Origin of the sequence: Pseudoclavibacter sp. AY1H1 (genome assembly GCF_002931055.1) — a bacterium.
Lineage (GTDB): Bacteria > Actinomycetota > Actinomycetes > Actinomycetales > Microbacteriaceae > Pseudoclavibacter.
The window spans coordinates 467,547-493,405 of the sequence record NZ_PSXX01000001.1 but is presented as its reverse complement, the minus strand read 5'-3'; the positions used below and the strand labels follow the sequence as shown (position 1 = coordinate 493,405).

Genomic DNA, 25,859 nt, shown 5'->3' with positions numbered 1-25,859 from the left:
GGCGCCCGCACGGCCGGGCTCAGCACAAGAGCCGGCCGCAGTGCAGGGATGCACTGCGGCCGGCTCTCTGATGTCCGGGCCAACGCCCGAGCGTCAGGTGCTCGGTGTACTGCCCGATTCGGCGGTGGGCGTCGGCTCCCCGGTCGGTTGCGGCTCGTTGGGACCCTCGGTCGGCTCCGGAACGGGGGGATCCGTCGGCGCCGGTGTCTCTTCGGGCTCCGTCGGGGGCGTGCTGGCACCAGGACCGTCCGGGACAGGCTGGGCCGTCAGCGCCGGCGGTACCGGCTCCGACGGGCTGGGGGCCTGGGTGGGCTCGTCGTCTCCGGAATCATCCAGTGGAGGCTCCGGCGCGTTGGGGTCCTCGCCCTGCTGGGAGTTGACGGCGGCGCTGTGGGAGCTCTGAGCGGCGGTGCCCTGGCGCACGACGGATGCGATGCCGCTCGTGCGCGCACGGTCGTCGGCGGCGTCATCCAGTTCGATGAGCGCAGCGTCGTAGGCCGTGAGGATGTCCGCCGATGCGAGCGTCACCTGCAGGCGATGCTCACGACCCAGCGCGAGCGTGCTCGTGGCCATACCGCCCACTGCGTTCTGGAGCGCCGTATACGCCGTCTGCAGCGAATCTGCCTCCGACGCCGTCGCACTGAGTGCGTCCTTGACCTGCTTGAGGGCATCCTCCAGCGCAGTCTTCTGCGCAGATCCCACCCGCTCAGCAGGCAGGCTGGCGAGCGGCTGCGCCAGCATGTGCAGGTTCACGACGTCACTCGAGTTCGCCGTCGATGCGGCAACGCTCGTCGTCTCCGGGGCGGCAACCGTGTCGATCGGCTCGGCGACCTTGGCGCCCTGACCGCTCGAGACCGTCAGCGCAGCGACCACGGCACCCACGGCGATGACGCTCATGGTCGCCGCAGCGAGCTCACCAGGGCGCTTCTTCACGAACGCCAGTACGGCGTTCGAGGTCTCCCCGTTCGACATACGGCTCCTCCGAACACGATCTGCTCTCGCGCACAGAACGCGGACAGCTCCACCCAGGGTATGGGGATCTGCGCAAAAGTCGAAGTCAGACCTGCCCGAGAGTTCAGGAAACTCAGAGCCAGATGAAGTGGACGAAGACCGAGATCGCGAGAATCGTCGTGGCGACGAGCGCGCACATGAGCTCGATAACCATGCCGAGGCCCAGCGCCTTCACTGCGGTCCAACTCGAGTCGAGAGCTGCGCGGAACTCCCGGACCCTCACGTACTCCGAGGCCACGAGACCGACGGCGAAGCCGATCGGCAGCCCGAACGCCGGCAGCACGAACAGCCCGACGATGCCGACGCCGAGCCCGATGAGCACGGAGCGATTCGGGACCTGTTTCTTGCGCAGGCCACGCCCCGTGAGCACCCAGCCGATGATCATGCCCGTGATGAGCAGAATGGCGCCGATCGCGAACGCAACCCAGACGGGCCACGAGCCGGCGAAGATCGCCCAGACGAGGAAGCCGATGACGATCGTGATGCTGCCTGGCAGCACGGGAACGATGATGCCGACGATGCCGACGATGGCGAGGACCACGGCGACGATTGCTGCGATCACAGGTGCGCTCATGCCCTCAACCGTACCGGGTTGCCGAGTCCCATCCCTTGGGGGTGCGCTCGGGGTGAGGAACGAGAACGGGGGCCGTGCATCCACAGGTGTGGATACACAGCCCCCGAAGGCCGTCCGCGTGATCAGCGGGACAGCGCGTAGCCGGTCTCGCCGTGCACGACCACGTCGACGCCGGCCACTTCGTCCTCGTGGCGCACCCGGAAGCCGATGGTCTTCTGGATGACCCAGGCCACGAGGAAGCTCACTCCGAACGAGTAGAGGAGGACACCGAGGGAAGCGATGAGCTGGACGATGAGCTGCTCGAACCCGCCACCGGTGAAGAGACCGGTGTCGAAGGCGAACAGGCCGGGCCAGATGGAGCCGACGAGGCCGCCGACGAGGTGCAGGCCCACGACGTCGAGCGAGTCGTCGAAGCCGAGCTTGAACTTCAGCTCGATCGCGAAGGCGCACAGGACACCGGACACGAGGCCGAGCAGCAGCGCCCATCCGGGCGTCAGCACGGCGCAGGCCGGTGTGATCGCGACCAGGCCGGCGATCGCGCCCGACGCGGCACCGATCGAGGTCGCCTTGCCGTTGCGCAGCTTCTCGACGATGATCCAGCCGAGGATACCCGCGGCGGGAGCCGCGATGGTGTTGATGAAGAGCAGTCCGGGTCCCGGGAACTCGGTGCCCTCGAGGTCTCCCCACGCCGCGCCGACGTTGAAGCCGAACCAGCCGAACCAGAGGATCGCGGTTCCGAGGAGGACAAGAGGAACGTTGTGGGGCTGCGTGATGCCCTTGCCGAAGCCGACGCGCTTGCCGAGGACAAGAGCGAGGGCCAGCGCGGCCGCTCCGGCGTTGATGTGCACCGCCGTGCCACCCGCGTAGTCGATGACCTCGACACCCTCGAAGCCGAGCTGCGCGCCGAGCTGCATGATCCAGCCACCGCCCCAGACCCAGGCAGCGACGGGGAAGTACACGAACGTCGCGAAGATGCCGGCGAAGAGCATCCAGGCACCGAACTTGGCTCGGTCTGCGATGGCTCCCGAGATGAGAGCAGTGGTGATGATGGCGAAGGTGCCGCCGTACGCCGCACCGGCGGTCGCGTTGCTGTCCTGGATCAGGTTGGTGAGCGCGAAGTCGGAGAGGGGGTCTCCCGCGAACTGGAAGAAGGAATCTCCCGAGACAGCCGACATGTTGTAGCCGTAGAGGATCCAGAGCACTGCGACGAGGCCGAGGGCCCCGAACGAGAGCATCATCATGCTCACGACGCTCTTTTCCTTCACCATGCCGCCGTAGAAGAGGGCGAGTCCTGGTGTCATGAAGAGCACAAGCGCTGCGCTGATCATCAGCCAGGCGGTTCCACCGGTATCCATTGCATCCTCGCTTTCGCCACCCGTGCTGCGACCTGGAGGCCGCGTCGTCGTGACACGGAGTGGGGAGATGCAATGAGTCTGCGCAAGGCGCGTGTCAGTGATGGGGCGGGACCGTTTCCATCATGTTTCGGAGCGGCCCGGTGTGTTACGAGTCTGTGTCGCGAGCGTCATCGCGCCACCGGAGGCGTGGCACGGGACGCGCCCGTCACACGGAGGCGGTCTGCTCCTGCGCAGTCGAGGCGATGAGCCTGGAGACGCAGCGCAGGTACTTCTTCCGGTAGCCGCCGTCGATCATCCCGCCGCCGAAGATCCGGTCGAGGGCGAGCCCAGAAGCCGCGATGGGGATCTGCGCGTCATAGACGCGGTCGATGAAGGCGACGAAGCGGAGGGCCTCAGCCTGGTCGGTCAGCTCGTGCACATCGCTGAGGGCGAGGAGGTCGATGTCCTCGACGAGCCGGACGTACTTGGATGGGTGCACGGTGGCGAGGTGCTGCACGAGGTCGTCGAAGCCGTCGTACGCGACGGACCTGCCGTCGGCGACCGCGTCTTCCACCAGCGAGTCGAGGCGCTCCGGCGGCGTGACGGCGGCGTGGCCGGACATGTCGCGGCGCCGGTAGTCGGTCCCGTCGATGCGCAGGGTGTCGAAGACGTCGGCCAGCTTCGTGATCTCGCGGAGGAAGTCCGAGGCCGCGAAGCGACCCTCGCCTAGTGCGTTCGGCGGGGTGTTGCTCGTCGCGGCGATGCTCGTACCCGAGTCGACGAGCTCACCGAGGAGTCTGGACATGACCATCGTGTCGCCCGGGTCGTCGAGCTCGAACTCGTCGATGGCGATGAGGCTGGTGCCCCGCAGTGAGCGGACCGCCTCGGCATAGCCGAGAGCGCCCACGAGCGCGGTGTACTCGATGAAGGTGCCGAAGTACTTGCGTCCCGGGTGCGCGTGCCAGATCGAGGCGAGCAGGTGCGTCTTGCCGACGCCGAAGCCGCCGTCGAGATAGATGCCGGGCTTGACGGGTGGTGCCTTCTTGAGGAAGCCGAAGAGGCCCTTGCTGCCGGACGCGGGAGCTGCCTTCACTCCGGCGAAGCGCTCCCCCGCCTCAACGGCGGCGGCCTGGGACGGGTACTCGGGATCGGGCCGGTACGTGGCGAACTTGGCGGCGTCGAACTGCCTGGGAGGCACGAGGTCCTTCACCATCTCTGCCGCCGTGACGGTCGGTGAGAGTTCGGTCAGGTGCAGCAAGCGGCCTACGCCCACGGAGTCCTCGTACTTTCCAGTGAGTAATGCCCGGTGCGGGCTCCTGTAGATCCTACCGTCAGCCGCTCAGCTGCGCGTCGTCAGGGCACCTGCCCGGTACCGTGGTGGCATGCACGACGTCACGCTTCCGGAATCCCTCGATCTGCTCCGCGAGGAGCTGCTCGAGGTATCACCCCGCGACCGCCTCGAACTCCTCGCCGAGATCGGTGCAGAGCTCCCCGGCGTCGACCCGGGCGACACAGCGTCGTTCGAGCGCGTCATCGAGTGTCAGTCGCCCGTCTTCTTCGACGTCTCGTTGACCCCGGAGCGGCGTGTGCGCCTGCGCATCTCCGTTCCACCCGGCGCGCCGATGACACGGGGCTTCGCGGCTGCGCTTGTCCAGGGCGTGGATGGGCAGCAACCGGAGGCTCTCCTGGGGCTTCCCGAGGATCTCCCGGGCGCCCTCGGGCTCACGGATCTGGTCTCACCGCTGCGACGAAGCGGCATGGTGGCCCTGCAGGCGCGGGCGAAGCGCCAGCTGCTCGAGCTCCTCTCGGCGGACGGACGCTCCTAGAAGGTCGCCAGCCACTCGTCCAGCGACTGCTCCCATCTCCCGCTGTCGACGTTCCAGAGCCGCGTGTGCAGTGCCCGTTCGAACTCCCGATAGGTGACGAGGTCCGGGCGCCGCCTGGCGAGCTCCCGGCTCGCATCGACCGGCACAACCGTGTCGCCACTCGAGTGGAAGAGCAGGATGGGCACCGTCAGCTCGGCGAGCCGATCAAGGATCTCCAGCTTCGAGAGCGGAATCGGCGCTTCCAGGCCGAGGAGGGGCCGCGCGAGCGGGCTGCCGATGAGCCAGATGCCGAGGGCGGTCACGAAACGAGGGAGCCGCATGGCCGACCCCTGATATCGAAGGATCGATCGCCAGCTCAACGCCGGAGACTCGAGGAAGATGCCCGCGATGAGCTCCCGGTGTCGCGCGTTGAGGGCCGCCTGCATGACCGTGCCCCCGCCCATCGACCACCCGACGAGGATGATGCGCCGAGCACCCCTGGACACGGCCCAGTCCATCGCCGACTCGACGTCGCGCCACTCCGTGGCTCCCAGGCCGAACTTGCCGTCTGGCGAGGGCGGCGCCAGAGCGTCGTTGCGGTAGCTCACGACGAGCGAGTTCCAGCCTCGACCGCGGAAGAGCGGAACGGCCCGGAGGGGCTCCGTCATGACCGCACCGCGACCGTGGACGTGGATCGCCCACGAGTCGCTGGCCTGAGCCGCGGGGATGAGCCAGGCTGGCATCGCACCGAGTGGCGTCTGCACATCGACCCAGCGCCAGGGCAGGTTGAGGTCCCGAACCCACAGCTGCGGCGCCGATGCCAGGCGCACGGCCCGCACCCGCTCGAGCTGCGCGCCCTGCTCCCCCCAGAAGCGCCTCGTCACGGTGCGCTCTGACTCGTCGACCACTGCACCCACGTTGGCGCGACCCGTCTCTGCCGCGAAGACGAGGCTGTAGTGCCCGGGAGCGGCCGTCTCGGGCGTTCGTGCGAGCGTGACGGTCCCTGCCTGCTTGTCGACGCCGAGCAGGCGGACCGGATCCTTGCGGCGTCGCGGCGGGGTGACGACTGCGCGCGCGACCATGGTCGAGGCGGTCGCGACGACGGCCCCGAGTCCCACGACGAGAGCGCCGAGCGAGGCTGCGGCGAATTTCGTCGCCGACGACGACGACTCGGTTGAGGCACGTTTTGCGGCACACATCACGTCGATGATGACGCAACCCGGCCGTGAACACGCCGGACGGGCGACGTTCCGACACGGCGCGCCTGATCTGCGGAGCCCAGGGCCAGGCCTAGTCTCGTCGCGTGGTTGTCCCGTTGCATCGATCCGCCCCGGAGTTCGAGGCCGCCGTAGAGGCGGTCCGTGCGGCCGAGTTCCGCTCTGCCCTCACGGTGAGCGAGATCCGCCCCCCGGCGAACCTGGCCCCCGAGTCGCTCGCCCTCTCCGGAGACGTGCGGCCTACTGCTCACGCGAGCGATTCCGAACTCGGAACCGGCAGGTTCATCCTGCTGCACGACGAGAGCGAGCCAGAAGCCTGGCGCGGCGCCTTCCGCGTCGTGTGCTTCGCCCAGGCTCCCCTCGAACCCGAGATCGGCGTCGACCCCTTCCTCGCGCCCGTTGCCTGGTCGTGGCTGATGGATGCCCTTGAGTCCAGAGGCGCGGCCTTCGAGCACCCGTCCGGCACGGCGACGACCATCAACGGTCGAGGCTTCGGCGAGCTGGAAGACCAGGGCGAGGGCGCCCAGATCGAACTCCGAGCATCCTGGACCCCACGGGAGACGGACCTCGCGGCTCACGCGGAAGCCTGGGGCGAGCTGCTCTGCCTGCTGGCGGGCATGCCCCCGGAGACCGAGGCCGACGACGGAGTCCAGGTTCTCCAGCACTTGAGGAAGGCGAAAGATGGGGCTTGATGCCGACCGTCTGAAAGCTGGCGGACTGGAGGTGATCGAGACCGAAGCGCAGTTGCAGGCGGCACTCGATCGTCTCGCCGCCGGCACGGGACCCGTAGCCGTGGATGCGGAGCGCGCATCCGGATACCGATACTCGGAGCGCGCCTACCTGGTGCAGCTCTACCGGCGAGGGAGCGGCACGCTCCTCATCGATCCCATCGCGACGGGATCGCTCGCGCGGCTGCAGGAGATCATCGGCGACGAGGAGTGGATCTTCCACGCGGCGACACAGGATCTTCCGTGCCTCCGCGAGCTCGATCTCGACCCGAGCCTCATCTTCGACACCGAGCTCGCGGCGAGGCTCCTCGGGTACGAGCGAGTCGGGCTCGGCGCCGTCATCGAGCGCCTGCTCGGCATCACGCTCGAGAAGGCGCACTCAGCCGCCGACTGGTCGACTCGCCCACTGCCGGAGACCTGGCTCGCGTACGCTGCGCTCGACGTGGAGCTGCTCATCGACGTCAGGGACCAGCTCCACCAGGAGCTCATCGACGCCGAGAAGCTCGATGCCGCCCGCGAGGAGTTCGCGGACATCCTCACTCGCGAGCTGGGGGTCAAGAAGCCGGACCCGTGGCGCCGGATCGGCGGCATCAGCCGGCTCCGCAGCCCGAGGGCCCTCGCTGTGGCGAGGGAGCTCTGGCTCTCTCGCGACGAGGCGGCGCGCAGTACCGACACCGCCCCTGGGCGACTCTTCCCGGACCGAGCGCTCGCAGCGGTCGCGACAGCCATGCCCCGCACTCGAGGCGAGCTGGCACGCCTGAAGGAATTCACCGGACGCGCATCCCGAACCCAGCTCGACCGCTGGTGGGGTGCCGTCGAGCGCGGACTCACGACCGAGGAGCTGCCTCCGCAGGCGCCACGGGCCCCGGACCGCATGCCGCACCACCGCCAGTGGGAGCAGCGCTCCCCCGAGGCGGACCGTCGGCTCAAGCTCGCGCGCGAGTTCCTCGTCGCCCACGCTGAGACCCTCCACATGCCGGTTGAGAACCTGCTCACTCCGGAGCTGCTGCGTCGAGCCGCCTGGGTCCCGCGTCAGCCTGTCTCCGCCGACGCCGTCGCCGAGCACCTGCGCGAGCTCGGCGCACGGGCCTGGCAGACCAGCGAGGTTGCACAGGGAATCGCCTCGGCTTTTGTAGAAGCTGACCAATTGACTTCCGTGCAGAACGACGAGGATTCGTAGCTTCACACGACGCATTGGCTTCCGATCAGGCGAGCATCCATAGGATGACCGAGTCAATAGATGCTTGGAGGCAGTGTGGCCAATCGAGAAGTGTTGTTCATCGACGGCGTTCGAACCCCATTCGGACGTGCGGGCGAGAAGGGCATGTACTGGAAGACCCGTGCGGATGACCTCGCAGTCAAGGCGATCAAGGGTCTCCTCGACCGGAACCCGCAGATCCCGCACGAACGCTACGACGACGTCGCCATCGCCGCGACGACCCAGCAGGGCGACCAGGGACTGACGCTCGGCCGATCCACGGCGATCCTCGCTGGACTTCCGAACACCGTTCCCGGCCTCGCCATCGACCGCATGTGCGCTGGCGCCATGACGGCCGTCACCACCATGGGGTCCGGCATCGGCTTCGGGGCCTACGACGTCACCATCGCCGGCGGCGTCGAGCACATGGGCAGGCACCCGCTCGGCATCGGTGCAGACCCCAACCCGCGCTTCGTCGCCGAGCAGCTCGTCAGCGGTGACGCCCTGAACATGGGCAAGACCGCCGAGCGACTCCACGATCGATTCCCGCAGCTCACACGCGAACGCAGCGACCGCTACGCGATGCGCAGCCAGCAGAAGGCCGCTGCCGCCTACGAGAACGGCCAGCTGCAGCCGGACCTCATCCCCGTCGCCATCGAATCCGAAGCGGGCTGGGGCCTTGCGACCCGCGACGAGACGCTCCGACCAGAGACGAACATGGCGACGCTCTCGACGCTGAAGACCCCGTTCCGCCCGCACGGCCGAGTGACGGCCGGAAATGCCAGCGGGCTCAACGACGGGGCCACGGCCGCCATCCTGGCCTCGAGCGCCGCCGCGAAGGAGTTCGGCCTCGCCCCGAAGATGCGCATGGTGACGTTCGCGTTCGCCGGAGTGCAGCCCGAGGTCATGGGTCTCGGGCCCGTGCCCTCGACCGAGAAGGCCCTCGATCGCGCCGGCATGACGATCGACGACATCGGACTCTTCGAGCTCAACGAGGCCTTCGCCGTCCAGGTGCTGTCGTTCCTCGACCACTACGGCATTGACGACGACGACCCCTCGGTCAACCCGTACGGTGGAGCCATTGCCATCGGGCATCCCCTCGCATCCTCAGGTGTCCGCCTCATGACGCAGCTCGCGAAGCAGTTCGAGGAGCACCCGGAAGTTCGCTTCGGCCTGACCGCGATGTGCGTCGGACTCGGACAGGGCGGCACGGTCATCTGGGAGAACCCGAACTGGAACGGCAAGTCGCACGCACGCCGAGGCTTCGGCAAGAAGGGACGCTGAGCACCATGGCAACCGATCTTCGAGCACGCTACGCTCCCCTGCTCGCCATGAGCACCGACGAGGTCGTGACGCACTCGCTCGTCCGTGACGTCACGCTGCCGAGCGGCCGCACGCTGGCCCTCATCACCCTCGACAACGGCCACGACTACACGCGCCCGAACACGCTCGGACCGGAGACGCTCGCCCAACTCGGCGAGGTCCTCTCCGGCCTGCGCGCCCGCGCCTCCTCCCATGACATCCATGCGGTTGCGATCACGGGCAAGCGCTTCAACTTCGCAGCCGGAGCTGATCTCTCCAACGTGGGATCGATCCCGAGCCGAGAGGTCGCGCTCCTCCTCGCGAGGCTCGGCCATGAGGTGCTCGGCTCCCTCGGCAAGCTCGGAGTACCCAGCTTCACGTTCTACAACGGACTCGCGCTCGGAGGCGGCGTCGAGATCGGGCTCAACTCCGACTACCGCACGGTCGACGCGACCGTTCCGGCATTCGCCCTGCCCGAGACCTTCCTCGGCCTCGTTCCGGGCTGGGGAGGCGCGAGCATCCTCCCGAATCTCATCGGCATCGAGAACGCCCTCAAGGTCATCATCGAGAATCCGCTCAAGCAGAACCGGATGCTCAAGGGACCCCAGGTGGCGGAGCTCGGCATCGCCGACGCGATCTTCCCGAGCTTGAACTTCCTGGAGGACTCGCTGGCCTGGGCCGACAAGGTCATCGGCGGAGACATCGAGGTCAAGCGGCCGAACGCTCCCGGACGCCTCGAGCGCCTCGCGAAGTGGGATCTCGCGATCAGCATCGCCAGGAAGTCGCTTGAGGAGAAGCTCGGCACCGTCGCGCTCGCTCCCTACCGCGCACTCGAGCTGCTGAAGCTCGCGAAGGGCGACGACCGGGAGAAGGGCTTCGCCGCGGAGGACGAGGCCCTGGCCGACCTCATCTCCGGCGACCAGTTTGTGGCCTCGATCTACGCCTTCAACCTGGTGCAGAAGCGTGCGAAGCGCCCCGCAGGCGCCCCGGACAAGGCCCTCGCTCGCCGCATCGACAAGGTCGGCGTCATCGGTGCCGGCCTCATGGCGACACAGTTCGCGACGCTCTTCGTGCGCCGCCTGAAGGTGCCGGTCGTCATCACCGATCTCGACCAGGCTCGCGTCGACACGGGAGTCGCGGCCATCCGGCGCGAGCTCGAGAAGCTGCACGAGAAGGGGCGGATCGAGAGCGACGAGTACGGCCGACTGATCGGCCTCGTCCACGGCACGACCGACCGGAGCGAGTTCGCGGACTGCGACTGGGTCATCGAGGCGGTCTTCGAGGAGCTGGGCGTCAAGCAGCAGGTCTTTGCGGACTTCGAGAAGATCGTGGGACCCGAGACCGTTCTCGCCACGAACACCTCCTCCCTCTCGGTCGCGGAGATCGGCGCTCAGCTCGAACACCCGGGGCGCCTCGTGGGCTTCCACTTCTTCAACCCCGTCGCGCAGATGCCGCTCATCGAGGTCGTGCGGACCGACAGCACCGACGACGCGACGCTGGCGACGGCGATGGCAACCGCGAAGAACCTCAAGAAGACCGCCGTCATCACCAGGGATGCGCCAGGATTCGTCGTGAACCGCGTCCTCGCCAAGGTCCTTGGCGAGGCCATGAACGCGGTCGACACCGGCACCTCGTTCGAGACCGTGGACCACGCGCTCGACAGGATCGGCCTCCCGATGACACCGTTCGAGCTGCTCGAGCTGGTGGGGCTCAAGGTCGGCGCCCACGTGCTCGACACGCATCACAAGGCGTTCCCTGATCGGTTCTTCGAGTCCGAGAACCTCCACAGGCTGGCCGACTACGGCAAGCTGTACGACCGTGACGGCAAGGGCCGCGTGAAGGGCTTCGACAAGAAGGCCGTGCAGATCGTCGCGGGTGGCAAGACGCCGATGACCGCCGCCTCATTCGCCGACCGCGTCGAGGTCGGCCTCGCCGACGAGATCAAGCGGATGCTCGATGAGCAGGTCGTTGCGGGGCCGGAGGATATCGACCTGTGCCTCATCCTGGGAGCTGGCTACCCGTTCCAGGCGGGAGGCATCACGCCCTACCTCGACCGGGTCGGAGCCTCCCAGAAGGCGTTCGGAGGCACCTTCCATACGCCGCCGATCCGCGGAGCCGCGGCGCACTGACCCCGTCAGCTGACAACGAAGGCGCCTCCTCCCCGAAGCTCGGGTGAGGAGGCGCCTTCGTGTCGTGGGGTCGTCGTCAGTGCTTGGCGTGGTACTTGACAGGCTCGGGGAGCCCGGCCTCGGCGCGGATACGGCGCGAGAGCCGCTCGAGCGAGGTGAGCGCGGAGATGACATCGTCGGACGTCACCGCGAACGGCATGTTGTGGATCGTCTCCCCCGCCACGGTCGCGGCCTCGGCGACGAGCCGCAGCTCGTGCTTGTCGTCGGTGGAGAGCCCGATCTCCGTGAGCGTCGTCGGAAGCCCGAGCTTCGTGGTGAAGACGATGAAATCGCGGATCTCCTCCGCGGGAGCCCCCTCGAGGATGAGCTGAGCGATCGATCCGATGTTGACCTTCTCGCCGTGCTGCAGGCCATGCGTCTGCGGGGCGGCTGTCAGCCCGTTGTGGATCGCGTGGGCGGCAGCGAGCCCACCTGACTCGAAGCCGAGTCCCGAGAGCAGCGTGTTCGCCTCGATGGCGCGCTCGAGAGCCGGCGTCACCACGCCGTCCTCGACGGCGTCCAGCGCGGTCGCCGCGTTCTCCCAGAGGACGTCCCAGCTGAGCTTCGCGAGGGCCGTTCCGGTCTGCGTGGGCAGCCCACCCGCCATCGTGCTCGCGTTGGAGCGGCTCGTCGCACGGGCCTCGAGCCAGGTGGCCAGCGCATCGCCGAAACCAGCCACGAGGAACCGTGCGGGTGCATCCGCCACGAGCTGGGAGTCGATGAGCACGAGGTCGGGGTTGCGCGGGAAGAAGCGGTACTCCTCGAACTCCCCTGCCTCCGTGTAGATGACGGCGAGCGCCGAGGTCGGCGCGTCGGTGGATGCGACTGTGGGGACACTCACCCATCGGACGCCAGCGAGGTGGCCCGCGGCCTTCGCGGCGTCGATCGTGCTGCCTCCACCGACGGCGACGATCACGTCGCTGCCGCTCGCCGTGATGACCTCGACGATGCGGTCGATCTCTCCCGAGGAGGCGACGCCGTTGAAGCGCTCGCGCGGGACCTCGGCCTCTCCCCCGGTGAACGAGGTCGAGAGGCGCTCCCCGAGGAGGTCCCAGACGAAGTCGTCCGCGAGCAGCAGCGGGGTGGACCCGATCTGCGCGACGAACTCCCCGAGCCGTGCAAGTGCGCCCTTGCCCTGCACATAGCGGCCTGGGCTCAGTACGGTGCGGATGGGAATCTCAGTGCTCATGCGGAACTCCTTCGTCGTGGGAAATCGCTCCAACGGTATCGACCGGAGATGCACGCGCACAGCGCCCGTACTCAGCGAGTGAGGGCGCGAATCGTGTACGACGCCGAAGGGCGGAGCCTCTCGGCTCCGCCCTTCGGTTCTGCGCTGCGCCCGCTACGCCGTGGCGAGCTGGCGGAGCACGTACTGCAGGATTCCGCCGTTGCGGTAGTAGTCGGCTTCACCGGGGGTGTCGATGCGGACGACAGCATCGAACTCGATCGTCTGCTTGCCCTCGGGCGAGTCAGAGGTGGGCTCAGCGATGACGTGCACTGTCTTGGGCGTGGAGCCCTCGTTGAGCTTCTCGATGCCCTCGATCGAGATCGACTCCGTGCCATCGAGGCCGAGCGATGCCCAGCTCTCGCCTGCCGGGAACTGCAGCGGGACGACACCCATGCCGATGAGGTTCGAGCGGTGGATGCGCTCGAAGCTCTCGACGATGACGGCGCGGACGCCGAGCAGGCTCGTGCCCTTGGCAGCCCAGTCGCGAGAAGAGCCGGAGCCGTACTCCTTGCCACCGAGGACGACCAGCGGCGTGCCGGACTCCGCGTAGTTCTGCGCGGCGTCGTAGATGAACGACTGCGGGCCGTCGGGCTGCGTGAAGTCACGCGTGTAGCCGCCCTCGACGCCGTCGAGGAGCTGGTTCTTGAGGCGGATATTCGCGAACGTTCCACGGATCATGATCTCGTGGTTGCCGCGACGCGAGCCGTAGGAGTTGAAGTCCTTGCGGCCGACGCCGTGCTCCGTCAGGTACTTTCCGGCGGGGCTGTCTGCCTTGATCGATCCAGCAGGGCTGATGTGGTCGGTCGTGACCGAGTCGCCGAGCTTGGCGAGCACGCGCGCGCTCTTGATGTCGGTGACCGGCGTGAGCTCCATGACCATGCCATCGAAGTACGGGGGCTTCCGGACGTACGTCGACTGGTCATCCCACTCGAACGTGGCGCCGGTGGGCGTGGGGAGCGAGCGCCAGCGCTCGTCGCCGTCGAAGACCGCGCCGTACTCGCGCGTGAACATGTCCGTGTCGATGGACGTGTCGATCGTGGACTGCACCTCGTCTGCGGTCGGCCAGATCTCGCTGAGGAAGACGTCCTTGCCGTCGGAGTCCTTGCCGAGCGCCTGCGTCTCGAAGTCGAAGTCCATCGTTCCGGCGAGCGCGTAGGCGATGACCAGCGGCGGCGAAGCCAGGTAGTTCATCTTCACGTCGGGGTTGATGCGACCCTCGAAGTTGCGGTTTCCGGAGAGGACAGCGGTGACGGCGAGGTCGTTGTCGTTGATCGCCTCGGAGATCTCCTCGTTGAGGGGACCAGAGTTGCCGATGCACGTCGTGCAGCCGTATCCGACCGTGTAGAAGCCGAGCGCCTCGAGCGAGTCGGTGAGTCCGGCCTTCTCGTAGTAGTTCGTGACGACCTTCGAGCCGGGGGCGAGCGTGGTCTTGACCCACGGCTTCGCCTTCAGGCCGCGCTCGCTCGCCTTCTTGGCGAGAAGACCCGCCGCGAGCATGACCGACGGGTTGGAGGTGTTGGTGCAGCTCGTGATGGCCGCGATGGCGACCGAGCCGTGGTCGATCGTGTAGCTCTGGCCGTCAGCACCCTGCACCTGGACCGGCTTGCGGTCGTGCGAGAAGGTCGGCGCCGTCTGCTGCTCGCGGACGTCGGAGTCCTCGGAGGTCGGCGTGAGCTTGGCGGGGTCTGACGCCGGGAAGCTGTCCTCTCCGGCGACGTCGACGAGTCCGAAGTCTTCCGCCGTGTAGTCGTTGAGGTCGGCGCCGAACTGGCCCTTGGCCTTGGACAGCTCGATGCGGTCCTGCGGGCGGCGGGGGCCGGCGATCGACGGGACGACGGTCGAGAGGTCGAGCTCGAGGTACTCCGAGTAGGAGAGCTCCTTGCTCGGGTCGTGCCAGAGGTGCTGCTCCTTGGCGTACGCCTCGACGAGCTTGACCTGCTCCTCGCTGCGGCCCGTGAGGCGCAGGTAGCTGAGGGTCTCGTCGTCGATCGGGAACATGGCGGCCGTCGAGCCGAACTCGGGGCTCATGTTGCCGATCGTGGCGCGGTTGGCGAGCGGCACTGCGCCGACACCTTCGCCGTAGAACTCGACGAACTTGCCGACGACGCCGTGCTTGCGCAGGAGGTCGGTGATCGTGAGGACGACGTCGGTCGCGGTGACGCCCATGGGGATCTGGCCCTTGAGCTTGAAGCCGACGACCTTCGGGATGAGCATCGACACGGGCTGGCCGAGCATGGCCGCCTCTGCCTCGATGCCGCCGACGCCCCAGCCGAGCACGCCGAGTCCGTTGACCATCGTGGTGTGGGAGTCGGTGCCGACGAGGGTGTCCGGGTAGGCCTGCAGCACGCCGCCCACCTCGCGGACGAAGGTGACGCGCGCCAGGTACTCGATGTTGACCTGGTGGACGATGCCCGTTCCCGGGGGGACGACCTTGAAGTCCTCGAAGGCGGTCTGGCCCCAGCGGAGGAACTGGTAGCGCTCGCCGTTGCGCTGGTACTCGATCTCGACGTTGCGCTCGAGCGCGTCGGCCTGACCGAAGAGGTCGGCGATGACCGAGTGGTCGATGACGAGCTCAGCGGGAGCGAGCGGGTTGACCTTCTCGGGGTCACCGCCCAGCTGGGTCACGGCCTCGCGCATGGTGGCGAGGTCGACGATGCAGGGAACACCGGTGAAGTCCTGGAGGACGACACGCGCTGGAGAGAACTGGATCTCGGTGTCCGGGTCTGCCGAAGGCACCCACGAACCGAGCTTCTGGATCTGCTCTGCGGTCACATTCGCGCCGTCTTCGGTGCGGAGGAGGTTCTCGAGGAGAACCTTGAGGCTGAAGGGGAGTTTCTCGAACCCCTCAACCTTGTCGATGCGGAAGATCTCGTACTCGGTGCCGTCGACACTGAGCGTGTCTTTGGCTCCGAAGCTGTTGACTGCGGTCACGTCTCGGCTCCTTCTTTGCAACTCTGGGTGCGCGGCCCGCGCCCAGCAATCATCTCGCGTCTCGCCGTGGCTTGCCTCGAAGGTGATCCTGAGTTGATCGAGACGCTTTTATCTTGACATCAAGATACTTTACCTGGTTCACTCTGCTCTCCCGACCGGGACGCACTCAGGAGCGCCCGGACGAAGAGCACCGTCACGACCAGGACGACGGCATACATGGGGGTGCCCATGAGCAGCCGGGCGAGGCCGAGCGCCTCGACGTTGCCGGCGAAGTAGAGCGGCAGCTGCACGACGAGTCGAAGCGCGAAGAAGCCGACCCACACGAGCGTGATGACGGACATCCACCGCAGCATCGCGCGGTCCTGGCGCCAGCTCGACCCCTGCCCGGTGATGAGCCCCGTGACCAGACCGATGACGGGCCAGCGGACGAGGACCGAGACGAGCAGAGCCGCACCGTAGGCGGCGTTGGTGTAGAACCCGACGAGGTAGAAGTTCTCGCCCCTGCCCGTCGTCATCGCGAGGATGCCGGAGATCAGGAGCGCGACGAGGCCCGAGATCGCGGGAACGACGGGCTCCTTCTGCACTGCGCGGACCACGATGAAGAGGAGACCGAGGACCGCCGGCGCGAGGACGGCGATCCACAACTCGGTGCCGAGGGTGAACAGCACGAGGAACACGATGCCTGGAAGCAGTGTCTCGACCAGGCCGCGAACACCGCCCATGGCAGCCAGGAGCGACGCGCCGGAGATGCCGCCCTCCGTGAGCCTGCCGAGCGACGACGACTTCGCGGCGTCTTCCAGCTTGCGCCTGTTGGGCGCGTCGGCGGAGGGCTCTGCCTGCTCGGGCCGTTCGTCCTCGGGCAGCGTCATGCCTGCTCTGCCTCCCCGGATGCGGCGTCCTCGGTTGCCGTCTTCGACGTCGGGTCGGCCATGGCCTTCGGGACGACGAGCGTCAGGAGCTCACGTGGCGGCAGCGGGGCATCACCGCGGACGACGACGACACTCCTGAACAGCTCGACGAGCTCGACGCGGGTGGCCTCGTCGCGCAACGCCTTGCCCGTCAGGACGCCTCGGAGGAACCAGCGAGGACCATCGACACCGAAGAAGCGCGCGGACCTGGTCTGGTTCGACGCAGCACCCTTGATGACGACCGGGATCTTCGTGTCGAGGACGGGGCCGAGGATGCCCTCCACCTCTTCCGCCGTTCCGCCCTGCTTGCGGACCTGCTCGGCGAGCTGGGCCATGATCGAGTGCCAGAGGCCGGTGGACCGTGGCGCTGCGAACGCCTGGATCTGCATGGTCGACTCCTTGTAGTCGAGGGCGACGGCGACGAGTCGCTTCGTCTTCTCCTCGACCTCGAGCCGGAGCCCGAGTCCTTCGCGCGCCGGGATGCGCAGCGCCCCCAGGTCCACGTAGCGCTTCGCGGGGCTCGCCTCGGAGATATCGAAGGGCCCGCGGGTCTCGCGATCGTCAGGCGCGGACTTCGCGTCCATGTCCTCGTCGTCTTCGAGCTCAACCGCGTCGTCGAGTTCTTCCTCGTCGATGCCGTCATCGTCGACGGTGAGCTTGTCGGCCTTCTCAGGCTTCTCTTCTTCCTTCTTGAGGAAATCAAACAGTCCCATTGGGTGCCTCCTGGTCAGACGAATAGCCGGTGGAGCCGAAGCCGCCCTCTCCACGCTGCGAGGCGGAGAGCTGCTCGGTCTGGATGAAACGCACTGGCGCGAGCTGCATGACCACGAGCTGCGCGATCCGGTCGCCTGCCGCGATGGCGTAGCTCTCGGACGAATCGGTGTTGAGCATGATCACCTTCACCTCACCCCGATAGCCGGAGTCGATGGTGCCAGGCGCGTTGACGAGCGTTATGCCGTGCTTCGCCGCCAGCCCCGAGCGCGGCATCACGAAGCCGACGGTTCCCGCCGGAAGCTCGAGTCGAACCCCCGTGCCCACGACGGCGCGCTGGCCGGGGGCGAGAGTGACGGATTCGGTCGCGATCAGGTCGGCCCCGGCGTCGCCTGGCTGGGCGAACGTGGGGAGGACGCCCGAGACGGGCACATCTATGGCAATGCTCACCGTACGAGCCTAGCCGAGGCGTGACCGGATCGTGATCTGACAGCGGCGCACGACAAAGCGTGATGCAATATCTCCATGCCTGTCTTCCACGAGCGCTTGTGGCCAGCCGCGTGGGTGTACGCCGTCGGCTTCCTCATGGTGCCCGCCGTCATCCTCGTGTTCACGCCGATCAACTTCTGGATCGGCGCGGCCATCGCAGTGACGCTCTACGCCGCGTTCCTCACGCTCGTCCTCGCCTACTCGCCCATCATCGAGGTCACGGCGACCCAGGTCCGGGTCGCGGGCGCCCACGTGCCACTGAGCTTCACCGGGCAGTGCCTCCCCCACACGACCCGTGAGCGTGCTCGTCTCGCCGCGGGCCCCCAGCTGGACCTGCGTGCCTGGCTGTGCATCCGCGGCTGGATCCCGACCTCGCTCACGATCGAGATCACCGACGACGCGGACCCGGTCCCCTACTGGCTCATCTCGACGCGTCGGCCCACCGAGCTCGCGGCTGCCATCACCGAGGCTCGGGCCGTGAACAGGCGTCAGACGAGCTGATGCAGCGGGACGCGCCCGTCGCTCGACCCTGAGCCGCGTTCCCCTGTCTCACCGACAGACGACCGAAGCCGCATCCCTGAGGATGCGGCTTCGGTCGTGTGCTCTGCCTTCGATCAGGCGGTTGCGCAGTCGTGGCAGATCGGCCCGAGGGCCGAGCTCTTCTCGAGCTGCGAGCGGTGCTTGACGAGGAAGCACTCGACGCAGGTGAACTCGTCGGCCTGCGGCGGGATCACCACGGTCTCGAGTTCAACGTCTGCGAGGTCTGCTGCAGAGAGGTCGAAGCTGCCGGGGTTGTCCGCATCTTCGGCGTCAACGCTGCCGGAGAGACGATCCGGCACTCGCTCCTTCAGCGCCTCGATGGACTCTGCGTCATCGTCGGTCTTGCGAGGTGCGTCGTAGTCGGTCGCCATACCTATCCAAATCTCTTCAATGGGGGGGAACTCCCCCAGGCGCGGCAATTGTGCACGACTCAGGGGTGAAACTCAAACCGAAGTGAGCAGTGTTCGCGCGGAGCGAGATCGAATACTCGCCTGAGTTGGACGGCGCGCCCCGGGGCTCCCCGATTCCGCCCTCGTCACGTGTGATGCTGTGGCGCAGGAATCGGCAACGCCAAGGAGTACGAGCATGCATGAGCTCAGATTCATCGACCTGGATGAAGGTGCCCTCGTCGTGTCCGGAGATGACGGCCAGCGCTTCCGCGTCGTGATCGACGAAGCGCTCCGCGACGCGCTGCGCCCGCGCATCTCCACTCGCGTCGACGCGCCGAAGGTGCCTCCGCGGGCCATCCAGCAGCTCATCCGCGCCGGGAAGACGATCGACGAGGTCATCGAGCTCACTGGGGCAGCCCGTGAGGACGTGGTCCGCTTCGAGGGACCGGTTCGCGCCGAGCGCGACTACCTCGTGCGCCAGGCGCGCGCGGTCACCGTCCGGCTGAAGACCGACACCGACCCCCTCGGCCAGGACGGCACGAGCTTCGGCGAGGTCATCGACGACCGCCTCGAGGCGTCCTCGGCGGCCGCGGTGATTTGGGATGCCTGGAAGGACGACGAAGAGGGCTGGAGAATCGGCCTGTCGTTCGCCGTGGACGAGATCTCGCGAGAAGCGCTGTGGGGCTTCGAGCCGAAGACGCAGGCGCTCACCCCTCTGAACCCGACGGCGACGATGCTCTCGCAGCAGGGCGAGCCCGCGTCGCTCGGCAGCCCCCGGCTCCGCGCCGTCATGGAGTCCCCGCAGCGTGAAGCCTCACCGGCACCCTCCGTGGAGCCGGTGAGCAAGGAGCCGGTCTCGTGGATCGGTGCCGCGGCGTCACGGCTCGAGCGAGCGACCGAGCAGCAGCACCACGAGACGGCGGATCTCCTCGAGGCCCTCCGGCGACGTCGCGGGGAGCGCGTCCCGCAGTCCTTCGAGGACGACGCCGAGGACGGCGATGATCAGGACTCAGGGCGCGAGAGCGACGATGCTCACTCGACAGCGTCCGAGCAGACGCCCGTCAAGCTCTTCACTCCCCGAGTTCGGGACGAGGACAGCTTCGAGACGGAGACCATCGAGCCGAGCGATCTCGGCTCAGGTGGTGTGCGGGCAGTCGACGTCCCGCTCGACGGACTCGATGACCCCAAGCACGAGGCGCACGAACCCGCACCGTCGAAGCACTCGTCGAAGCGCACTGGGCGCGCCGCGATGCCGAGCTGGGACGAGATCGTCTTCGGGACCCGCAGCGACGAGTAGCGGCGCGTCTCAGCGCGTGAAGGCCCCCGCGCGGATGAGCGGGACGATCGTCTCTTCCGGGGTGATCGATCCATGCTGGCCGACGACGAGCCTTGCACCTGACTGCATCGAAGCGGCGTAGAACGTGACTCCCTTCGTCGCCGCGACGACGACATCGCCGATGCGCTCTGCAGCGACGGGGTCGACATTCGGTCCGTACCACCCGTCGGAGACCGCCTCCTGCCGCGTGACGATCGTGGCGCGCGCACCCTGGGATGCGATCCACCTGTCGCGCAGGTCTCCCGCGGCCTCCGCCGGTGCTCCCGGCTCGAGGTAGAGGTGGCGAAGCCGTGGCTCGCCCGCCATGGCGAGCACGCCGTCGAAGAGCGGGTCGTCGTCGTCGACATCAATCTGGCGATGCCTGGGGATGTCGATCATGCCGTGGTCGGCAGTGACGAGGATGCCGGTGCCGGCATCCACTCCCCTGGCGAGTCCGTCGAAGGCCGCGTCGAGCTCCTCCAGGCGTGCCAGCCAGGCGTCCGACTCCCAGCCATGGGCGTGCCCCGCCTGGTCGAGCTCCGCGTTGTACAGGTAGATGAGCGCGCGAGGGTGGTCGTCGAGTGCCCGCAGCGTGACCTCGACCCGCTCCTGCATCGTGCCGCCCTCAAGGTAGAGGGCACCACGGAGGGAGGCGTGCGTGAGGCCGGAGTCGCGGTACTGCGGCATCCCCACGACGATGCTCTGCACATCGGAGCCCCCGTCACGCAGCTCCTCGAAGATCGTGCGGCGCAGCTGCCAGGTTGCGGGGTCCATCCCGTCCCCCCAGCCCGAGAGCTGGTTGCGGATGACCCCAGCAGCCCGGTCGAAGAGGGAGTAGCCGAGCAGCCCGTGCTCACCAGCTCGAGTCGCCGTCGTGAGCGAGGTGATCCCCGCGACGGTGGTCGACGGGAACGAGAAGGCGGTGTCCTTCTTGCGCCAGTCCGCCGTGAGGCGCCTGGCGTGCCCCGTGCGGGCGCGGAGCATCGAGGCTCCGAGCCCGTCGACGAGCATGACCACGACCGAGCGGGTCTCCGGCAGCCCGAGGGACCCGGTCTCACCCCGCAGAGAAGCGAGCGAATTCGGCAACACGTCGGAGAGCGTCGGGCGACCGCTCGCCGCGCTGAATAGCATGGACGACATCCGTCCCAGTCTCCCACAGGGGCGCCGAGCACGACCCTCCCGACAGGTGACATGAGTACAACACGCAACGACGACTCCGCTTCGATGAGCGAGCAGCGCATCGAGGACATCGACGTCTCGACAGAGATGCAGTCCTCTTTCCTCGAGTACGCGTACTCGGTCATCTACGCGAGAGCGCTCCCGGACGCGCGCGACGGCCTGAAGCCGGTCCAGCGGCGCATCCTCTACCAGATGGCCGAGATGGGGCTCCGACCCGACCGGGGGCACGTCAAGTCGGCGCGCGTCGTGGGCGAGGTCATGGGACGCCTCCACCCCCACGGCGACACCGCCATCTACGATGCGCTCGTGCGCATGGCCCAGGGCTTCGTGCAGCGCGTGCCGACGATCGATGGGCACGGCAACTTCGGATCGCTCGATGACGGCCCGGCAGCCCCGCGCTACACGGAGGCTCGCCTCGATGCCGCCGCTCTGGCGCTCACCGCGGAGCTCGACGAGGACGTCGTCGACTTCGTGCCGAACTACGACAACTCGACCACGCAGCCCGAAGTGCTTCCTGCTGCCTGGCCGCATCTCCTCGTCAACGGAGCGAGTGGCATCGCGGTGGGCATGGCCACGAACATGGCGCCGCACAACCTCGGAGAGGTGATCGCGGGGGCGCTGCACCTGCTCGAGAACCCCGGTGCGACGCTCGAGGAGATCATGCAGTTCATCCCGGGCCCGGACCTGCCGTCCGGCGCGCGGATCACCGGCCTCGACGGCATCAGGGATGCGTACGCGGGAGGTCGCGGATCATTCCGGACGCGTGCCACGGCAAGCGTGGAACGGGTGACGGCCCGCAAGTCGGGCATCGTCGTGACCGAACTCCCCTACATGGTCGGACCCGAGAAGGTCATCGAGAAGATCAAGGACGGCGTCCAGGCGAAGAAGCTCGCCGGCATCAGCGACGTCGCCGACCTCACCGACCGCAAGCACGGCCTGCGCCTCGTCATCGAGATCAAGACCGGATTCGACCCAGACGCCGTGCTCGAGCAGCTGTACCGGCACACGCCCCTCGAGGACATGTTCCACATCAACAACGTGGCGCTGGTCAACGGGGGTCCGCAGACGCTCGGGCTCATCGAGCTGCTCCGCGTGTACCTCGACCACCGCATCCAGGTGGTGCGCAGGCGAAGCGCCTTCCGGCTCGCGCGGAGGCTCGAGCGCCTGCACCTCGTCGAGGGCCTCCTCGTCGCGATCCTCGACATCGACGAGGTCATCCAGATCATCCGGTCGAGCGACGACGCCTCGGCGGCCGGCGAGCGGCTGCGCATCGTCTTCGATCTCTCGGAGCTGCAGTCGGACTACATCCTGGAGCTGCGCCTACGCCGCCTCACGAAGTTCTCGCGCATCGAGCTCGAGTCGGAGCGCGACCAGCTCAAGCAGGAGATCGCCGAGCTCGAGCGTCTGCTCGGCGACGAGAAACTGCTGCGCGCGCAGGTCGGCTCCGAGCTCCAGGAGACCAGCGACCGCTTCGCGACGCCGCGACGCACGCTGCTCACCGAGGGCCAGGGCACCCCGCCGAAGCGTGGCAAGGCGATCGAGACCACGCAGCTGCAGCTCGCGGACTCGCCCACCCAGGTGCTGCTCTCCACCACGGGGCGACTCCTCAGGGTCGACACGGCTGACGCGGATGCGCGCCTCCAGCAGCCGTCGAGGCGCAGCAAGCACGACGCTGTGCGCTCCCACGTCACCACGACGGTCCAGGGCGAGCTCGGCGCCGTCACGAACCTCGGGCGGCTGATCCGCGTGCCCGTCGTGGCCCTCCCCTCCAGCCCCCAGGGGTCGGTGCTGCTCTCGGCCGGAGTCAAGGCACACGACTTCATCGGGCTCACGAGCCCCAAGGAGCAGGTCGTCGCGCTCGTGCCCATCGACCAGGAGACGCCGATCGCGCTCGGGACGAAGCTGGGCGTCGTCAAGCGGGTGACGGGCATCGACTTCGGCAAGAACCGAGAGCTCGAGATCATGACGCTCAAGGCCGGGGACGAGGTCGTCGGGGCCGCCCTCGCCTCAGACGAGGATGAGCTGGTCTTCGTGACGGATGACGCGCAGCTGCTGCGCTTCTCGGGGAAGCTCGTTCGTCCGCAGGGCCGTTCCGCGGCCGGCATGGCCGGCATGAAAGTCTCCGACGGCGCCGTGGTCCTCGCGTTCTCCGTCGTCGCGGCGGCCAACGTCGAGATCTGCGAGGTCGCGAGCGTCGCGCGAAACGAGGACGCCCTCGAGGGCACCGACTCGGGCACGGCGAAGGTGTCCAGCCTCAGCGAGTTCCCGGCGAAGGGGCGCGCGACCGGCGGCGTCCGGGCCCAGCGGCTCCTGCGCGGGGAGCGACGCCTCAGCGCCGCCTGGGTCGGCCCGGGCGCCCCGTTCGGCAACGCGCGTGATGGTGCGATCCGCGCCCTCCCGACGGGCGGCGCGAAGCGCGACGCGTCTGGCACGCCACTCGACCAGGTCGTCGACCTCATCGGACGCGGCATCGGAGACCCGACACCACTCGCCGACGCCGACGCCGCCGCCGACGCGTCGTCAGCCGAGAGCAGCCCTGAGACACCGGCGACAGACTGAGCTGCTGCGCGCAGCATGCCAGAGGCCGGCCCCCGATCGGGAGCCGGCCTCTGGCGTCCGGCGTCCTGGCCACCGAGTTGTGCAGCTAGACGTCGATGTCCGCCCGAGCCACGTGCTCGGATCCTTCGATGATGAACTCCTTGCGAGGCGCGACCTCGCTGCCCATGAGCAGATCGAACACGCGCTCGGCGTTGTGCGCGTCCGCGTTCGTGACGCGCCTGAGCAGGCGCGCGCTCGGGTCCATGGTCGTGTTCCAGAGCTGGTCCTCATCCATCTCGCCGAGGCCCTTGTAGCGCTGGATCGGATCCTGGTACCGCTTCCCCTGCTTCTCGAGCTTCGAGAGCAGCGTGTGCAGTTCCTTCTCGGAGTAGGTGTAGACGGTCTCGTTGGGCTTCCTGCCCGCATGCATGATGACCACCCTGTGCAGGGGCGGCACGGCCGCGAAGACACGACCCGCGTCGAGCATGGGCCTCATGTAGCGGAAGAAGAGCGTGAGCAGCAGCGTCCTGATGTGCGCGCCGTCGACGTCGGCGTCGCTCATCAGGATGACCTTGCCGTAGCGAGCCTGGCCGATGTCGAAGCTGCGCCCCGACCCTGCGCCGACGACCTGGATGATCGACGCGCACTCCGAGTTGGAGAGCATGTCGGAGACCGAGGCCTTCTGCACGTTGAGGATCTTGCCGCGGATGGGGAGGAGCGCCTGGAACTCCGAGTTCCTCGCCGGCTTCGCGGTGCCGAGCGCGGAGTCACCCTCGACGATGAAGAGCTCGCTCTGCGCCACATCGTTCGATCGGCAGTCGACGAGCTTGGTCGGCAGCGAGGAGCTCTCGAGTGCGTTCTTGCGTCGCTGCGTCTCCTTGTGGGCGCGAGCGGAGAGGCGCGACTTCATCTCCTGCACGACCTTGTCGAGCAGGAGGTTGGCCTCGGCCTTGTCCTGGCGCTTGGTCGACGAGAACTTCTCGGTCAGGCCTGCCGTCACGGCCTTCTGGACGATCGCCCTGGCCGCTGGCGTTCCCAGGACCTCCTTCGTCTGCCCCTCGAACTGGGGCTCCGGGATGCGGACCGTCACGACGGCGGTGAGGCCCGCCAGGACGTCGTCCTTGTCGAGCTTGTCGTTGCCGACCTTGAGGCGTCGGGCATTCTTCTCGACCTCTGCCCGGAAGAAACGGAGCATCCCCTGCTCGAACCCGGCGAGGTGAGAGCCGCCCTTGGGCGTCGAGATGATGTTCACGAAGCTCTTCACGGTCGTCTCGTAGCCGGTGCCCCAGCGCAACGCGAGATCGACGTGCATCGTGCGCGCGACTTCCTTCGTCACGAGCTGGAGGCCCTCGTCGTCGAGCACCGGGATGGTCTCCGTGAATTCCCCGCTCCCCTCGATGCGCCAGGTGTCCGTCGTCGGAGCGTCCGGTGCCAGGAAGTCGGCGAACTCCGTGATCCCGCCGTCGAAGCGGAACTGCTGCGTCGTGGGCGCGACCGACTCGTCACGGGCATCCTCGATGACCATCTCGAGGCCTGGTACCAGGAACGCCGTCTGCCTCGCGCGCTCGGCGAGGTCGTTGGTCTGGAAGCTCGCCTCGCGGATGAACACCTGCGGGTCAGCCCAATAGCGAACCCGTGTGCCGGAGACGCCGCGCTTCGCTTTGCCCACGACGCGGAGCTCGCTCGTATCCGTGAAGGGGACGAAGTTCGACGTCGGGCTGGGCCCGCCGGCACCATCCTCGAAGATGCCTGGCTCGCCGCGCCGGAAGCTCATCGCGTAGGTCTTCCCGCCCCGGTCGACCTCGACGTCGAGGCGCGCGGAGAGCGCGTTCACCACCGAGGCACCGACACCGTGGAGGCCTCCCGCCGACCCGTAGTTGCTTGCGCCGAACTTGCCACCCGCGTGGAGCTTGGTGAAGACGACCTCGACGCCGCTGAGACCGGTCTTCGGCTCGATGTCGACGGGGACGCCTCGCCCGTCGTCATCGACGCTGACGGATCCATCGCTGTGCAGCTGGACTCGGATGCGTGAGCCGTGACCGGCAAGGGCCTCGTCGACCGAGTTGTCGATGATCTCCCACAGGCAGTGCATGAGGCCACGCGAGTCGGTCGAGCCGATGTACATGCCCGGCCGCTTCCGGACCGCATCGAGCCCGTCGAGCACCGAGAGGTGTCTGGCTGAGTATGCGTCTCCGGAATTCGCCACCGAGGTCCTCGTCCTTCTTCTGCGTCATCGTGCCTGTGATCTCGGCCAACCGCGTTCAGCGGCAGGCCACCTTCGAGCGTAGACCGGA

At 67.8% G+C, this 25,859-nt stretch carries 21 protein-coding genes; 8 read left to right on the top strand and 13 right to left on the bottom strand.

The genetic code is table 11. The features are described from left to right. Nucleotides 1-93: 93 nt before the first annotated feature. From C5E05_RS02405 to zapE, 4 genes are all read right to left on the bottom strand, one after another. Entirely contained in the window at nt 94-972 is an 879-nt protein-coding gene (locus tag C5E05_RS02405; RefSeq protein ID WP_104306819.1) for a hypothetical protein, read from the bottom strand. 112 nt (nt 973-1,084) lie between these two features. After that, nucleotides 1,085-1,585: a DUF456 domain-containing protein gene (locus C5E05_RS02400; protein ID WP_104341005.1), complete on the bottom strand. Its 501-nt coding sequence runs from the start codon at nt 1,583-1,585 to the stop codon at nt 1,085-1,087. Nucleotides 1,586-1,707: 122 nt separating this feature from the next. Then, nucleotides 1,708-2,940 carry an ammonium transporter gene (locus C5E05_RS02395; RefSeq protein ID WP_104241336.1) on the bottom strand — a complete coding sequence of 411 codons (1,233 nt, stop codon included), beginning with the start codon at nt 2,938-2,940 and terminating at the stop codon, nt 1,708-1,710. Between the two features lie 205 nt (nt 2,941-3,145). Then, complete coding sequence (gene zapE, locus C5E05_RS02390; protein ID WP_104341194.1) at nt 3,146-4,132, bottom strand: cell division protein ZapE; 987 nt, start codon at nt 4,130-4,132, stop codon at nt 3,146-3,148. Between the two features lie 169 nt (nt 4,133-4,301). On the opposite strand from zapE, the gene C5E05_RS02385 reads away from it, so the two are divergent. Further along, a complete protein-coding gene (locus tag C5E05_RS02385) occupies nt 4,302-4,745 on the top strand; it encodes a SufE family protein (RefSeq protein ID WP_104241337.1) in 444 nt (147 codons plus the stop codon). Here C5E05_RS02385 and C5E05_RS02380 read toward each other — a convergent pair. Continuing rightward, nucleotides 4,742-5,923 carry an alpha/beta hydrolase gene (locus C5E05_RS02380; RefSeq protein WP_104341004.1) on the bottom strand — a complete coding sequence of 394 codons (1,182 nt, stop codon included), beginning with the start codon at nt 5,921-5,923 and terminating at the stop codon, nt 4,742-4,744. The two genes, C5E05_RS02385 and C5E05_RS02380, sit on opposite strands and share 4 nt — an antisense overlap. Nucleotides 5,924-6,027: 104 nt before the next feature. Between C5E05_RS02380 and C5E05_RS02375 the strand changes: the two genes are divergently transcribed. From C5E05_RS02375 to C5E05_RS02360, 4 genes are all read left to right on the top strand, one after another. Beyond that, nucleotides 6,028-6,633, top strand: coding sequence for a DUF3000 domain-containing protein (locus C5E05_RS02375; protein ID WP_104241339.1), 606 nt, complete (start codon nt 6,028-6,030; stop codon nt 6,631-6,633). After that, the gene (locus tag C5E05_RS02370; RefSeq protein ID WP_104341003.1) at nt 6,623-7,849 is read left to right on the top strand and encodes an HRDC domain-containing protein; all 1,227 of its coding nucleotides are present in this window, start codon (nt 6,623-6,625) and stop codon (nt 7,847-7,849) included. Before C5E05_RS02375 ends, C5E05_RS02370 begins: the two co-directional genes overlap by 11 nt. A 75-nt stretch (nt 7,850-7,924) precedes the next feature. Continuing rightward, complete coding sequence (locus C5E05_RS02365) at nt 7,925-9,151, top strand: thiolase family protein (RefSeq protein ID WP_258063782.1); 1,227 nt, start codon at nt 7,925-7,927, stop codon at nt 9,149-9,151. A gap of 5 nt (nt 9,152-9,156) precedes the next feature. After that, a complete protein-coding gene (locus C5E05_RS02360) occupies nt 9,157-11,298 on the top strand; it encodes a 3-hydroxyacyl-CoA dehydrogenase NAD-binding domain-containing protein (protein WP_104341002.1) in 2,142 nt (713 codons plus the stop codon). A 76-nt stretch (nt 11,299-11,374) separates the two neighbouring features. Here the strand turns inward: C5E05_RS02360 and C5E05_RS02355 are convergent, their stop codons facing one another. From C5E05_RS02355 to dut, 5 genes are all read right to left on the bottom strand, one after another. Continuing rightward, the gene (locus C5E05_RS02355) at nt 11,375-12,526 is read right to left on the bottom strand and encodes a glycerol dehydrogenase (RefSeq protein WP_104341001.1); all 1,152 of its coding nucleotides are present in this window, start codon (nt 12,524-12,526) and stop codon (nt 11,375-11,377) included. 153 nt (nt 12,527-12,679) lie between these two features. Further along, the gene (gene acnA, locus C5E05_RS02350) at nt 12,680-15,496 is read right to left on the bottom strand and encodes an aconitate hydratase AcnA (protein WP_104241344.1); all 2,817 of its coding nucleotides are present in this window, start codon (nt 15,494-15,496) and stop codon (nt 12,680-12,682) included. Nucleotides 15,497-15,615: 119 nt separating this feature from the next. Next, nucleotides 15,616-16,365, bottom strand: coding sequence for a DUF3159 domain-containing protein (locus C5E05_RS02345; RefSeq protein ID WP_104241345.1), 750 nt, complete (start codon nt 16,363-16,365; stop codon nt 15,616-15,618). Beyond that, the gene (locus C5E05_RS02340) at nt 16,362-17,117 is read right to left on the bottom strand and encodes a DUF3710 domain-containing protein (protein ID WP_104241346.1); all 756 of its coding nucleotides are present in this window, start codon (nt 17,115-17,117) and stop codon (nt 16,362-16,364) included. Before C5E05_RS02340 ends, C5E05_RS02345 begins: the two co-directional genes overlap by 4 nt. Beyond that, nucleotides 17,104-17,565: a dUTP diphosphatase gene (dut, locus tag C5E05_RS02335; protein ID WP_201297641.1), complete on the bottom strand. Its 462-nt coding sequence runs from the start codon at nt 17,563-17,565 to the stop codon at nt 17,104-17,106. The genes C5E05_RS02340 and dut overlap by 14 nt, the downstream gene beginning before the upstream one ends. A 75-nt stretch (nt 17,566-17,640) precedes the next feature. On the opposite strand from dut, the gene C5E05_RS02330 reads away from it, so the two are divergent. After that, nucleotides 17,641-18,105: a DUF3093 domain-containing protein gene (locus tag C5E05_RS02330; protein WP_104241347.1), complete on the top strand. Its 465-nt coding sequence runs from the start codon at nt 17,641-17,643 to the stop codon at nt 18,103-18,105. Nucleotides 18,106-18,218: 113 nt separating this feature from the next. On the opposite strand, the gene C5E05_RS02325 is transcribed toward C5E05_RS02330, so the two are convergent. Further along, the gene (locus C5E05_RS02325; RefSeq protein WP_104241348.1) at nt 18,219-18,515 is read right to left on the bottom strand and encodes a DUF4193 domain-containing protein; all 297 of its coding nucleotides are present in this window, start codon (nt 18,513-18,515) and stop codon (nt 18,219-18,221) included. Between the two features lie 214 nt (nt 18,516-18,729). Between C5E05_RS02325 and sepH the strand changes: the two genes are divergently transcribed. Then, nucleotides 18,730-19,830: a septation protein SepH gene (sepH, locus tag C5E05_RS02320; RefSeq protein ID WP_104341000.1), complete on the top strand. Its 1,101-nt coding sequence runs from the start codon at nt 18,730-18,732 to the stop codon at nt 19,828-19,830. A 9-nt stretch (nt 19,831-19,839) separates the two neighbouring features. Here the strand turns inward: sepH and C5E05_RS02315 are convergent, their stop codons facing one another. After that, nucleotides 19,840-20,988: an alkaline phosphatase family protein gene (locus tag C5E05_RS02315; protein WP_104340999.1), complete on the bottom strand. Its 1,149-nt coding sequence runs from the start codon at nt 20,986-20,988 to the stop codon at nt 19,840-19,842. 51 nt (nt 20,989-21,039) lie between these two features. Here C5E05_RS02315 and C5E05_RS02310 point away from each other — a divergent pair, with 51 nt between their 5' ends. After that, nucleotides 21,040-23,586, top strand: coding sequence for a DNA topoisomerase (ATP-hydrolyzing) subunit A (locus C5E05_RS02310; protein ID WP_258064740.1), 2,547 nt, complete (start codon nt 21,040-21,042; stop codon nt 23,584-23,586). Nucleotides 23,587-23,671: 85 nt separating this feature from the next. Here C5E05_RS02310 and C5E05_RS02305 read toward each other — a convergent pair whose 3' ends face one another. Next, nucleotides 23,672-25,771 carry a type IIA DNA topoisomerase subunit B gene (locus C5E05_RS02305; protein ID WP_104340998.1) on the bottom strand — a complete coding sequence of 700 codons (2,100 nt, stop codon included), beginning with the start codon at nt 25,769-25,771 and terminating at the stop codon, nt 23,672-23,674. Nucleotides 25,772-25,859 lie beyond the last annotated feature (88 nt).